The sequence below is a fragment of the Xanthomonas campestris pv. phormiicola genome (genome assembly GCA_025666215.1).
In the GTDB taxonomy this organism is placed as follows: Bacteria; Pseudomonadota; Gammaproteobacteria; order Xanthomonadales; family Xanthomonadaceae; genus Xanthomonas_A; species Xanthomonas_A campestris_A.
Map to the genome: position 1 here is coordinate 2275009 of CP102593.1, position 12733 is coordinate 2287741.

The following is a 12733-nucleotide window of genomic DNA, read 5'->3' on the forward strand; positions in this document are numbered from 1 at the left end:
GCCCCTCGTGCAGAAGACTCGGCATCGCCGCGATTTCGCAGTCGCGTCGTCAGGCCCGGGCGGGCGTCAGCGCGACGAAGCGGCGCGATAGCGCCAGGCGGCGAGGAAGCTGGTCACCACTTCCGCCGCCAGCGCCTGCTGGCTGTCGCGATCCGGGGCCTGCCCATTGAGCATCGCGCCGGGGTAGGCGTAGCCGATCGCCGCACCGATGAAGGCGCTGGCGGCCAGCGTGGGCGAGGCCACGCGCACGTCGCCGCGCGCATCCAGCCTCTGCAGCAGGTCGCTCAGGCGCTGGCGCAGGCGCCCGGTGCGGCGCTGGTGCATCGATTGCAGCAGGTCCGGCATCTGCGCGCTGGCCTGCACCAGCAGCCGGTGCAGGCGCAGCGAGGACGGCGCGTACAGGTGCGCCTGCACGGTCAGCGCGATCTGCTGCAGCGCGCGCGGCAGGTCCTGCGAGGCCGCATCGCCGATGTTCTCCAGCTGCGCCTGCAGTTCCTCGTTCAGCGCCTCGAACACCTGCATCAGCAGCTCGGCCTTGCTGGAGAAATGGTTGTACAGGCTCTGCCGGGTGAGCCCGGCATGCAGCGCGATCTGCTCCAGCGAGACCTCCAGGCCGTGCTCCAGCAGCAGTTCGCGCGCGGCGTGCAGCAACCGCGGCCGCGCCAGCGCCGGGCGCCCGCGCTGGCGCCCGGGCGGCGCAATCGCGCGCGTTTCCGCCGTCGCCGGGGTGGCGCGAGGCGGCGAGGCGCGGGCGATTGTGCGATCCTTCATGCTTATTTATTTGTCTTTAAGTAAATTAAATGATCCTCCCCCCAGCTTCCAGGATCAAGCGCATGCCTGCGCCTTTCGTCCAGCGTTCCCGCCGCACGCTGTCGTTGCTGCTGTCCGTCGCCCTCGTCACGCTCGCCGGCTGCAAGGGCGAGCGCACCGCGCCGCCGGCGCAGGCCAGGACCGTGGGGGTGGTGACCTTGCAGCCGCAAAGCGTGCCGCTCAGCGCCGAACTGGCCGGGCGCACCGCCGCCTCCGAGGAATCCGAAGTGCGCCCGCAGGTCGGCGGCATCCTGCGCAAGCGGCTGTTCGAGGAGGGCGCCTTGGTGCGCGCCGGGCAGCCGCTGTTCCAGATCGAGCCGGTCCTGTACCAGGCCGCGGCCAACGAGGCGCAGGCCAACCTGGCCACCGCCGAGGCCACGCTGGCCACCGCCAAGCTGCGCGCCGAGCGCTACCGCGAACTGGGCAAGACCCGGCTGGCCGCGCAGCAGGACGTGGACGACGCCCAGGCCACCTACAAGGAGGCGCTGGCCAGCCGCGACGCCAACCGCGCCGCGCTGGACACCGCGCGCACGCAGTTGCGCTTCGCCACGGTGGAGGCGCCGATCAGCGGGCGCATCGGCCGCGCGCGGGTGACCCCGGGCGCGCTGGTCACCGCCAGCCAGGCCGATGCGATCGCCAAGATCCAGCAGCTGGACCCGATGAACGTGGACATCACCCAGTCCGGCAGCCAGTTCCTGGCGCTGCGCCGCGCGATCGCCGACGGCGGGGTGCAGCCGGCCACCGCCGAAGTGCGGCTGAAGCTGTCCGACGGCAGCGACTACCCGCTGCCGGGCACGCTGCAGTTCGCCGACATCGATGTCGAGGAAACCACCGGCAGCGTGACCCTGCGCGCGCGCTTCCCCAATCCCGAGGCGCAGCTGCTGCCGGGCATGTACGTGCGCGCGATCGTCGGCCAGGGCATCCGCCAGCAGGCGCTGCTGGTGCCGCAGGCGGCGGTGGACCGTACCCCGCGCGGCGACGCCCAGGCCTGGGTGGTGGGCACCGACAACATCGTGCGCCAGCGCCAGTTCACCACGCTGCGCGCGGTCGGCGACCGCTGGCTGGTCGGCGACGGGCTCAAGCCCGGCGAGCGGGTGGTGGTGGAGGGCCGGCAGGGCCTGAGCGACGGCGCCAAGGTCACGGTCAAGCCGGCCGCCGCTGCCGCCGGCCAGGGCTGAGCCGGCATGCTCGCGCGCTTCTTCATCGCCCGCCCGATCTTCGCCTGGGTGCTGGCGATCTGCATCATGGCCGCCGGCGCCATCGCCGTGTTCACCCTGCCGGTGGAGCAGTACCCGGACATCGCCCCGCCCGGGGTCAACGTCACCGCCACCTACAACGGCGCCTCGGCGCAGACGGTGGAGGACAGCGTCACCCAGGTGATCGAGCAGCAGATCAAGGGCATCGACCACCTGCTGTACTTCTCCTCGACCAGTTCCTCGTCCGGACAGGCGCGGATCAGCATCACCTTCGACCAGGCCGCCAATCCCGACATCGCCCAGGTGCAGGTGCAGAACGCGGTCAACCAGGCGCTCAACCGCCTGCCGCAGGAAGTGCAGCAGCAGGGCGTGACCGTGGCCAAGTCGCAGGGCGACAGCCTGATGGCGGTGGCGCTGTACGACAGCACCGACCGGCTGGACAACGTCGACATCTCCGACTACCTGATCAGCACCCTGCAGGACCCGATCAGCCGCATCAACGGCGTCGGCGAGATCAACGTGTTCGGCGCGCAGTACGCGATGCGCATCTGGCTGGACCCGCACAAGCTCAACGCCTACAACCTGATGCCCGGCGACGTGCGCAGCGCGATCGAGGCGCAGAACACCCAGGTCACCGCTGGCGAACTCGGCGCGCTGCCCACCGGCGCCGACCAACAGCTCAACGCCACGGTGACCGCGCAGTCGCGGCTGCAGACCCCGGAGCAGTTCCGCGCCATCATCCTGGCCACGCAGCCCGACGGCTCCAGCGTTCGCCTGGGCGACGTGGCGCGGGTGGAGATCGGCGCGGAGAACTACCAGAACAGCGCCACGCTCAACGGCCATCCGGCGTCGGGCTTCTCGGTGACGCTGTCCTCCGGCGCCAACGCGGTGGCCACGTCCGACGCGGTGCGCGCCACCATCGAGCGGCTCAAGCCGACCTTCCCGCCGGGCATGGAAGTGGCCTATCCGCGCGACAGCACGCCGTTCGTGCGGATCTCGATCAAAGGCGTGGTGCACACCCTGATCGAGGCGATCGTGCTGGTGGTGGTGGTGATGTTCCTGTTCCTGCAGAACGGCCGCGCCACGCTGATCCCGGCGATCACCGTGCCGGTGGTGCTGCTGGGTACGTTCGGCATCCTCGCCGCCGCCGGCTTCACCATCAACACGCTGACCCTGTTCGCGATGGTGCTGGCGATCGGCCTGCTGGTGGACGACGCGATCGTGGTGGTGGAGAACGTCGAGCGGATCATGCACGAGCAGCATCTGCCGCCGCGCGAGGCCACCGAGCAATCGATGGGCGAGATCACCGGCGCGCTGATCGGCATCACCGTGGTGCTGGGCGCGGTGTTCCTGCCGATGGCGTTCTTCGGCGGCTCCACCGGCATCATCTACCGGCAGTTCTCGATCACCATCGCCTCGGCGATGGCGCTGTCGGCGCTGGTCGCGCTGACCCTGACCCCGGCGCTGTGCGCGACCCTGCTCAAGCCGGTGGAAAAGGAGCGCCAGCTCGGACGCTTCTTCCGCTGGTTCAACCGCAGTGTGGAGCGCAGCCAGCAGGCCTACCAGCGCCGGCTCGGCACGCTGCTGCGGCAGCCGCGGCGCTGGATGGCGCTGTACGCGGTGATCGTGCTGGCGATGGCGGCGCTGTACGTGCGCATGCCGACCGGTTTCCTGCCGGTGGAGGACCAGGGCCAGGTGCAGATCCAGTTCACCACGCCCGAGGGCACGCCGCTGGCCAGGACCGAGGCGCTGGGCCGGCGCATCAACGATTACTTCATGGCCCACGAGAAGGACAACATCACCGCGGTGTTCATGGTGATCGGCCGCAACAACGCCGGCACCGGGCAGAACGCCGGCCAGGCCTTCGTCGCGCTCAAGCCGTGGGACGAGCGCAACCGCGACAACACCGCGCAGGCGATCATCGACCGCGCCAATGCGTATTTCCGCGGCACCGCCGATGCCAAGATCAGCGTGCTGTCGCCGCCGGCGGTGCGCGGCCTGGGCCAGTCCAGCGGCTTCGAGCTGTGGATCCGCGACAGCGACGGCGCCGGCCGGCCCGCCTTGCTGAAGGCGCAGCAGCAGGTGCTGCAGGAGGCCGGCGACGATCCGCAGCTGACCGCGGTGCGGCTCAATGGGCTGGGCGACAAGGCGCAGCTGCAGGTGGACATCGACCAGGCCCAGGCCAGCGCCCTGGGGCTGGCGCAGAGCGACATCAACGCCACCCTGTCCACTGCGTGGGGCGGCAGCTACGTCAACGACTTCGTCGACCGCGGCCGGGTCAAGCGCGTCTACGTGCAGGGCGATGCGCCGTATCGCTCGCTGCCGGAAGACATCGGCCAGTGGTACGTGCGCGGCAAGGACGGGCAGATGGCGCCGTTCGCCAGCTTCGCCAGCACCCACTGGACCCGTGGGCCGCAGCTGCAGCAGCGCTTCAACGGGCTGCCGGCGGCGCAGATCCAGGGCGGGGCCGCGGCCGGCAGCAGTTCCGGCGAGGCGATGCAGCGGATGCAGGCGCTGGTCGCCAAGCAGCAGGGCTTCGACCTGCAGTGGAGCGGCCTGTCCTACCAGGAGCAGCTGTCGAGCAACCAGACGCTGTGGCTGTACACCGCCTCGATCGTGTTCATTTTCCTGTGCCTGGCGGCGCTGTACGAGAGCTGGTCGATTCCGCTGGCGGTGTTGCTGGTGATCCCGCTGGGCGTGCTCGGCACGGTCACCGCGACCACCCTGGCCGGCTTCGTCAACGACATCTATTTCCAGGTCGGCCTGCTGACCACGATCGGCCTGTCGGCGAAGAACGCGATCCTGATCGTGGAGTTCGCCGAGGCCGAGCAGCGCGCCGGGCGGCCGTTGCTGGAGGCGGCGCTGGAAGGCGCGCGCCTGCGCCTGCGGCCGATCGTGATGACCTCGCTGGCGTTCGTCGCCGGCGTGCTGCCGCTGGCGCTGTCCACCGGCGCAGGCGCGGCCAGCCGCCGCGAGATCGGCGTCAGCGTGATCGGCGGCATGCTCTCGGGCACCGTGCTGGCGGTGCTGCTGGTGCCGCTGTTCTTCGTGCTGGTGCGCGGCCTGCTGCATGGCCGGGCAGGGGACCGCCAGGCAGCCCCGGCCGGCTGAGTCGCGGTGAACGGGTAAGGCGGTGGCGCTGCGCGGCGCCGCCTTGCGCCTTAAAATGGGTGCCTCCCCACGCTTCGATATCCCGATGAACGAGTCTTCCTGCTGCGGCACGCCCGGCGACGTGCCGGCCCACTGGTCCGGCCGCATCCGCGATATCGCCGATTTCCCGAAGCCGGGCATCGTGTTCAAGGACATCACCCCGCTGCTGGCCGACGGTCCGGATTTCGCCTCGGCGCTGGACGAGATGGCGCGGCCCTGGCGCACCACGCCGCTGGACGCGGTGCTGGGCATCGAGTCGCGCGGCTTCATCCTGGGTGCGGCGCTGGCGCACGAACTGCGCACCGGTTTCGTGCCGATCCGCAAGCCGGGCAAGCTGCCGGGCAGGACGGTGACCCAGGACTACGCGCTGGAATACGGCAGCGACCGCATCGAGATGCACGCCGACGCGCTGCCGGCCGGCGCGCGGGTGCTGATCGTCGACGATGTGCTGGCCACCGGCGGCACCCTGCGCGCGGCGCTGTCGCTGGCGCGGCAGCTGCAACTGGAGATCGTCGGCGCCGCGGTACTGGTCGAGCTGCAGGCGCTGCAGGGCGGCGAGCGCTGGAGCGAGGAAGTGCCGCTGCTGGCGACGCTGACGTATTGAGGGCGACCCGGTGCGGATAGCCGTCGTGCGCGACGATGCCGACCGGCTGGCACGGCACCGGCGATCGAGCCGGGCGCCCGCCAGGCGGCGGGAGATGTCGCTGCGCGGCTGAATGTGTCAACGCCGCGCATTCGCCGGCGAACTGCGCGGCTTACCGTTTCCCGCATGCGATCGGCATGCGACGGGTGGTGGCACGATGAACGGACAAACGCTCTTGCTGGCCTCGGCGGCTGCGTTCGCGTTGGCCAAGCTGGTCTCGGCACTGCTCGTGGCGATCTGGCCGGGCGGTGCGGCGGCGATCGCCGCTTCGCGCATCGGCCGCTGCGTCTACGCCATTGGCAAGGTCACGCCGGTGCTGCTGGCGCTGAGCCTGTTGCTGTACGCAGTGCTGTTCGAACCGCCGGCGCAACTACGCGCCTGGCTGGCGCTGGCGCTGCTGCTGGGCGCGGCGCTGGCGCTGCCGCTCCACCTGCGCCGCAGCCGGCGCGGCGTGGGCGGGGCGCATCCGCCGCGGCAGTGGTCGCGGATCGTGCGGCTGCGCTGAATGTGCTGAGCGCGTCGAGGTCGACGCGCCGAAGTTGGGTGCGCTTTTTTTTGGGGCCGATCGTCGACGAGCTGCCGACCATCGGCGGCAGCTTTCCCATTGATGCTGGTGCTGCTGATGTTGTGGTCGTGGCCGCCGCGCGACGCCGCATCAGTGCGGATAGACCACCGTTTCCAGGCTGCGGTCGGCGTAGGCGTCGGCGTGGCTCAGATGCCCATCGAACGGTCCGACCTTGCAGATCCGTCCGTCGTGCGTGAACACCAGTTGCAGTCCGTGTTCCTGTTCCCAATCGCAGCTGCACTCCAGGTTGATCCGCACGCGGCCGTCGCGATGGCGGCTGGCATGGGCCTCGCTGCCGAACGGGACGTGCTGCCAGACCTGCGCCGGGCCGTCGATGCGCGGCGAGGGTAGGCCGTGTTTTTCGTGCAAGGCGTGCACGTCCGCAGCGGCGGCGGCGAACGTCGCGTCATCGATGCGCAGGAACGCTTCGATGGCGGCGCCGAAGTGGGCTTGTGCCGCATCGGCGGCATCGTCTTCGAGGACGAAACTGCAGTCCTCGCGCATCCAGCGCACCGGCGCCGCATCGCTCCAGGCGGTGCCGTCCTCGTCCTCGTCCAGCGACGCAAATATCTGCGCCAGCAGGCTCACAGCTTGCTGACCCGGAACCGGCGGCCCTTGATCTTGCCCGCCTGCAGCTGCCCCAGCGCGCGGCCGGCGTGCTCGCGGGCGACGGCGACATAGGAGCGGGTGGGGTAGATGGCGATCTTGCCGATCGCCGCGGCGGACAGGCCGGCGTCGCCGGTCAGCGCGCCGAGGATGTCGCCGGCGCGCAGCTTGTCGGTCTTGCCGCCGTCGATGCGCAGCGTGGTCATCGCCGCCTGCGGCAGCTGCGCCGGGCGCGCGGTGGCCAGCGGCGCGCGCGACCAGCGCAACGGCTGGCCCTGTTCGGCCTCCAGCGCCTGCGCGCGCGCCAGCTCGCGCGGCGCCACCAGGCTCAGCGCCAGGCCGCGCTTGCCGGCACGCGCGGTGCGGCCGATGCGGTGGCGGTAGGTTTCGGTATCGGTCGGCAGTTCGTAGTTGAGCACCGCCGCCAGGTCCTCCACGTCCAGCCCGCGCGCGGCCACGTCGCTGGCGACCAGCACGTTGCAGCTGCGGTTGACGAAGCGCACCAGCACCTCGTCGCGGTCGCGCTGCTCCATGTCGCCGTGCAGCGCCAGCGCCGAGAAGCCGAACTGCTGCAGCGAGCCGGCCACCTCGTCGACCTCCTTGCGGGTGTTGCAGAACACCACGCTGGACTCGGGGGTGAAGCGCAGCAGCAGCCCGGCCACCGCCTTCTGCCGGTAGGTGGGGTCGACTTCGAAGAATTGCTGCTCGATCTCCGGCGCGCTGTCGGCGCCTTCGATGGTGACCTCGACCGGTTCCTTCAGCAGTTCGCGCGCCAGGCTGCGGATCGCGTCGGGGAAGGTGGCCGAGAACAGCAGGCTCTGGCGGTGCTTGTCGCAGCGGCTGGCGATCTCGCGGATCGGTTCCTCGAAGCCCATGTCGAGCATGCGGTCGGCCTCGTCCAGCACCAGCGTGCGCACCCCGCCCAGGTGCAGCGCGCGCTTGCGCGCCAGCTCCTGGATGCGCCCGGGCGTGCCGACCACCACCTGCGGGTCGTGCGCCTCCAGCGAGGCCAGCTGCGGGCCCAGCGGCATGCCGCCGGTCAGCACCACCAGCTTCATGTTGGGAATGCCGGTGGCCAGCTTGCGCAGCTGCTTGCCGACCTGGTCGGCCAGTTCGCGGGTCGGGCACAGCACCAGCGCCTGCGCGCGGGTCAGCGCCGGGTCCAGCTTCTGCAGCAGGCCCAGGCCGAACGCGGCGGTCTTGCCGCTGCCGGTGGGCGCCTGCACGATGACGTCGCGGCCGGCCAGGATCGGCGGCAGGCTCTGCGCCTGCACCGGGGTCATCGTGGTGTAGCCGAGCGCGTCGATGCCCGGCGCCAGCGCCGGGGAGAGGGACAGGGTGGCGAAATCGTTCATGGTGCATTTTAGCCGGGACTCGGGACTCGGGACCGGGGACTCGGCAAATCAAAAGCGAATGCCCGGCGCCAAACCAGGTTGGCTGGGTTCTTGGTCCCGAGTCCCGAGTCCCGAGTCCCGTACAATGCCCCCATGCCCCTTATCACTCTGCAGAACGTCGACTACAGCGTCGGCGGCCCCTTGTTGCTGGAAAAGACCGAACTGTCGATCGAGCCGGGCGAGCGTATCGCCCTGATCGGCCGCAACGGCGCCGGCAAATCGACCTTGATGAAACTGATCGCCGGCGAGCTCAAGCCCGACGACGGCGAGATCCGCGTCCAGCAGGGCGTGCGCATCGCGCGGCTGGAACAGGAGGTGCCGCATGGCGCCGCCGGCAGCGTGTTCGACGTGGTCGCCGACGGCCTGGGCGAGCTCGGCCACTGGCTGGCCGAGTTCCACCGGCTCAGCCATGCCGCCGAGTTCGACGGCGATGCGCTGGGCGCGGTGCAATCCAAGATCGACGGCGCCAACGGCTGGGCGCTGGACCAGCGGGTCAACGAGACCCTGACCCGGCTCGACCTGGACGGCGACGCCGAGTTCGCGCGGCTGTCCGGCGGCATGAAGCGGCGCGTGCTGCTGGCGCGCGCGCTGGTGTCGGCGCCGGACCTGCTGCTGCTCGACGAGCCGACCAACCACCTGGACATCGAGGCGATCGACTGGCTGGAACTGTTCCTGAAAGGCTGGAACGGCAGCGTGGTGTTCGTCACCCACGACCGCCGCTTCCTGCGTGCGCTGGCCACGCGCATCGTCGAGATCGACCGCGGCCAGGTCACCAGCTGGCCCGGCGACTGGGCCAACTACGAGCGCCGCCGCGAGGAGCGGCTCAATGCGCAGGCGCAGGAGAACGCGCGCTTCGACAAGATGCTGGCCCAGGAAGAAGTGTGGATCCGCCAGGGCATCAAGGCGCGCCGCACCCGCGACGAAGGCCGCGTGCGGCGCCTGGAATCGATGCGCAACGAGCGCACCCAGCGCCGCGAACTCGGCGGCAACGTGCGCATGGAGGCGGCACAGGGCGAGTCCTCGGGCAAGAAGGTGATCGAGGCCAAGGAGCTGAGTTTCGCCTTCGGCGCGCGGACCATGGTGCGCGAGTTCTCCAGCACCATCCTGCGCGGCGACCGCATCGGCCTGATCGGTCCCAACGGCAGCGGCAAGACCACGCTGCTGAAGCTGCTGCTGGGCGAACTGACCCCGGCCAGCGGCGAGGTCCGCACCGGTACCAACCTGCAGGTGGCCTATTTCGACCAGTACCGCGCCACCTTGCGCGAGGACTGGAGCGCGATCGAGAACGTCGCCGAGGGCCGCGACTTCATCGAGGTCAACGGCAAGCGCAAGCACGTGCACGGCTATCTGCAGGATTTCCTGTTCACCCCGGAACGCGCGCGCGCGCCGATCACCCGCCTGTCCGGCGGCGAGCGCAACCGCCTGCTGCTGGCGCGGCTGTTCGCGCAGCCGTCGAACCTGCTGGTGATGGACGAACCGACCAACGACCTGGACGTGGAGACGCTGGAGCTGCTGGAAGAGCTGCTCGGCGACTACACCGGCACCTTGCTGCTGGTCAGCCACGACCGCGACTTCATCGACAACGTGGTGACCTCGACCATGGTGATGGAAGGCGACGGCCGCATCGGCGAATACGTCGGCGGCTACAGCGACTGGGTACGCCAGCGCGCCGCGCCGCCGGCCAGCGCAATGGCGGTGGCCAAGGCCTCGGCCACGGCGGCGGCGACCGCGCCTGTGGCGGCAGCGGCCGCTGCGCCGGCGGCCAAGCGCAAGCTCAGCTACAAGGATGCGCGCGAGCTGGAGCAGTTGCCGGCGCGGATCGAGACGCTGGAGCAGCAGGTCGCGGCATTGACCGAGGCAATGACGGAGTCGTCGTTCTACCAGCGCGATGCGGCGGCGGTGACCGCGCATACGCAGGCGCTGACCCAGGCGCAGGCCGAACTGGACGCGGCCTATGCGCGCTGGAGCGAGCTGGACGCGTAGCGGCGCTTGTTGGCGCGGCGTTCTCTGCTTACAGGCGCTCGCCATTGGCTGGCCGCGGGCACTGTAGGAGTGACTTCAGTCCTAACAGCATCCGAAGCCGGAAAATCCACCGCTTCGCTCGTTGCGACTGAAGTCGCTCCCACAGAGGGCTTGCGGCGAGCCGGCTGGGTGCACTGTGGGAGGGACTTCAGTCCCGACAGCGTCCGAAGCCGGAACGTCCACCGCTTCGCTCGTCGCGACTGAAGTCGCTCCCACAGGGAACCCGCGCCGAGTTGGCTAGGCGCACTGGGGAAGGGACTTCAGTCCCGACGCGGTCCGGTTGCGGCGGCTTCGCCGCTTCGTTCGTCGCGGCTGAAGCCGCCTACAACGGTCTTGCGGCCGCGTGCTGGATGCACTCGGGGCGGGATTTCAGCATTGAAGCGGCGCCAGCCGCGCGACTGCGCAGCTGGCGCTTCGCTCAGCGCGAAGCGGCTTCCTCTTCGTCGTCGTCTTCGTCTTCGTCCAGATCATCGGCCTGGCTGTCGCGCTCGTCGGATTCGGCCTCGTCGCCGGTCAGCAGGCCGACGAAGGCGACGAAGGCGATGCCGTCCTGCGCCCATTCCTTGGCCACGTCGTCGAGCAGTTCCAGCAACACGTCGAAATCCTTCTTGGCCACCGACTGCAGTTCGGCCGCGTCTTCCAGCAGCAGCGCGTAGCCGCCCTTGGCCGGCAGCCACGACAGGTCGCGCAGGCCGTCCATCAAGGCATCCCAGTTGCGGCCGAAGCCGATCGGGAAATCCAGTTGCGCGGCCAGCCGCATCAGCAGCATCGGCTTGCTGCTGCAGCCCTGCAGGTCGATCCGGCACAGCCGCAGGCCGGCGTCGCGGCCGAGCGCGGCGATGCTGTCCAGGTCGCTGTTGGCGACGCGGTAGACGCCGGATGCGGCCGGCTCGGCGAGGTTCAACGAAAAATTGAAGGTGTTCATGGCGACGGCCTCCCGGAGGCGATGCTGAAACTGCGGAAACTGGCGTAGTGGTCGTCGCTGTAGTACCAGACGTCCGGCGGGTCGCCGCCGGTGACGATGCGCCGCGTCCCGCGGTGCTCCAGCCCCGGCGTGTCGACGGTGTATTCGCGATAGTAGCCGCGTGGGCGTGACGGCAGCCGGTTTTCGCGGTTGCCGAACACGCTGCCGTCCTGGCGGTGCGGGAACGGGCCGCCGCGCTGGATCAGGGCGATGGTGTCGCGCGCCTGCGGCGGCAGGAACGGCGGCAGCTCGTCGTCCGCGCCCGCGCTCGGCGTGGCCGGCGGCGGTGCCGGCGCAGGCAGCGGAGCGGGATTGGTCAGCGCGGGCGCGAACTGCGGATGCGGCGGTTGCTGCACTGCGCGGATGCCCCACAGGCCGGCGGCGAGCAGCACGATCGCGGCGATCAGTAACACGGGCTTGCGCATGGGGGCGGCTCCAGCGAGAACGGCGAGGCGCCACGGGTGTGGGCGCGGCAGCGGCACAGTATGGGCGAGTGCGGCTGTTCGTGCTCTTAACCGGTCTGCGGCGCGGCTGGTCGCGTGGCGTGCGCGGTGCCGGCACGCGATTCACATGCGACTAACCGGGTGCAGGCGCATCGTAGCCGCCGATCCGCGGCAACGGCCGGCGCCGCCGCCGCGCGATGGGACGATGTTTCCCCAACGCCGGTCTTGGTATGGTCGCCGGTCGTCCCTACCATTCATCACGCAACGCCCGTCCTTCCGGCGGGCGAACGTCCAGGAGAACCGCATGGCCTACACCCTCCCCAAACTGCCCTACGCCTACGACGCGCTGGAACCGCACATCGATGCGCAGACGATGGAAATCCATCACACCAAGCACCACCAGACCTACATCAACAACGTCAACGCCGCGCTGGAAGGCACCGAGTACGCCGACCTGCCGGTCGAAGCGCTGGTGTCCAAGCTGAAGTCGCTGCCGGAGAACCTGCAGGGTCCGGTGCGCAACAACGGCGGCGGCCACGCCAACCATTCGCTGTTCTGGACGGTGATGGCGCCCAATGCCGGCGGCACCCCGGTCGGCGACGTCGCCAAGGCGATCGACAGCGAACTGGGCGGCTTCGACAAGTTCAAGGACGCCTTCACCAAGGCCGCGCTGACCCGTTTCGGCAGCGGCTGGGCGTGGCTGAGCGTCACCCCGGACAAGAAGATCGTGGTCGAAAGCACCGCCAACCAGGACAGCCCGCTGTTCGAGGGCAACACCCCGATCCTGGGCCTGGACGTGTGGGAACACGCCTACTACCTGAAGTACCAGAACCGCCGTCCGGACTACATCGGCGCGTTCTTCAACGTGGTGGACTGGAACGAAGTCGAGCGCCGCTACCACGCCGCGATCGCCTGATCGCGCCAGCAGCGCCGTCGATCG

11 protein-coding genes are annotated in these 12733 nt (G+C 70.0%); 6 read left to right on the forward strand and 5 right to left on the reverse strand.

Features of this window, described 5'->3' with window-relative positions; translation table 11 throughout:
• Positions 1–66 precede the first annotated feature (66 nt).
• A complete protein-coding gene (locus tag NRY95_09525; protein UYC18165.1) occupies positions 67–771 on the reverse strand; it encodes a TetR/AcrR family transcriptional regulator in 705 nt (234 codons plus the stop codon).
• Positions 772–833: 62 nt separating this feature from the next.
• Here NRY95_09525 and NRY95_09530 point away from each other — a divergent pair, with 62 nt between their 5' ends.
• From NRY95_09530 to NRY95_09545, 4 genes are all read left to right on the forward strand, one after another.
• Positions 834–1988, forward strand: a complete 1155-nt coding sequence (locus tag NRY95_09530) for an efflux RND transporter periplasmic adaptor subunit (protein ID UYC18166.1) — start codon at positions 834–836, stop codon at positions 1986–1988.
• 6 nt (positions 1989–1994) lie between these two features.
• Entirely contained in the window at positions 1995–5117 is a 3123-nt protein-coding gene (locus NRY95_09535) for an efflux RND transporter permease subunit (protein ID UYC18167.1), read from the forward strand.
• Positions 5118–5202: 85 nt separating this feature from the next.
• On the forward strand, positions 5203–5760 hold the full coding sequence (locus NRY95_09540) for an adenine phosphoribosyltransferase (GenBank protein ID UYC18168.1): 558 nt from the start codon (positions 5203–5205) through the stop codon (positions 5758–5760).
• A gap of 196 nt (positions 5761–5956) precedes the next feature.
• Positions 5957–6304, forward strand: coding sequence for a hypothetical protein (locus tag NRY95_09545; GenBank protein ID UYC18169.1), 348 nt, complete (start codon positions 5957–5959; stop codon positions 6302–6304).
• 150 nt (positions 6305–6454) lie between these two features.
• On the opposite strand, the gene NRY95_09550 is transcribed toward NRY95_09545, so the two are convergent.
• Together NRY95_09550 and dbpA are read right to left on the reverse strand one after the other, a co-directional pair.
• A complete protein-coding gene (locus NRY95_09550) occupies positions 6455–6952 on the reverse strand; it encodes a hypothetical protein (protein ID UYC18170.1) in 498 nt (165 codons plus the stop codon).
• Positions 6949–8325: an ATP-dependent RNA helicase DbpA gene (dbpA, locus tag NRY95_09555; protein ID UYC18171.1), complete on the reverse strand. Its 1377-nt coding sequence runs from the start codon at positions 8323–8325 to the stop codon at positions 6949–6951. The genes NRY95_09550 and dbpA overlap by 4 nt, the downstream gene beginning before the upstream one ends.
• 132 nt (positions 8326–8457) lie before the next feature.
• Between dbpA and NRY95_09560 the strand changes: the two genes are divergently transcribed.
• The gene (locus NRY95_09560; protein UYC18172.1) at positions 8458–10347 is read left to right on the forward strand and encodes an ATP-binding cassette domain-containing protein; all 1890 of its coding nucleotides are present in this window, start codon (positions 8458–8460) and stop codon (positions 10345–10347) included.
• A gap of 457 nt (positions 10348–10804) precedes the next feature.
• Here the strand turns inward: NRY95_09560 and NRY95_09565 are convergent, their stop codons facing one another.
• Both NRY95_09565 and NRY95_09570 read right to left on the reverse strand, forming a co-directional pair.
• A complete protein-coding gene (locus tag NRY95_09565; GenBank protein UYC18173.1) occupies positions 10805–11311 on the reverse strand; it encodes a barstar family protein in 507 nt (168 codons plus the stop codon).
• Positions 11308–11775 (reverse strand): ribonuclease, encoded by a 468-nt coding sequence (locus NRY95_09570; GenBank protein UYC18174.1) that lies wholly within the window; start codon positions 11773–11775, stop codon positions 11308–11310. The genes NRY95_09565 and NRY95_09570 overlap by 4 nt, the downstream gene beginning before the upstream one ends.
• Before the next feature lie 322 nt (positions 11776–12097).
• On the opposite strand from NRY95_09570, the gene NRY95_09575 reads away from it, so the two are divergent.
• Complete coding sequence (locus NRY95_09575; protein ID UYC18175.1) at positions 12098–12709, forward strand: superoxide dismutase; 612 nt, start codon at positions 12098–12100, stop codon at positions 12707–12709.
• The last annotated feature ends 24 nt before the right edge of the window (positions 12710–12733 follow it).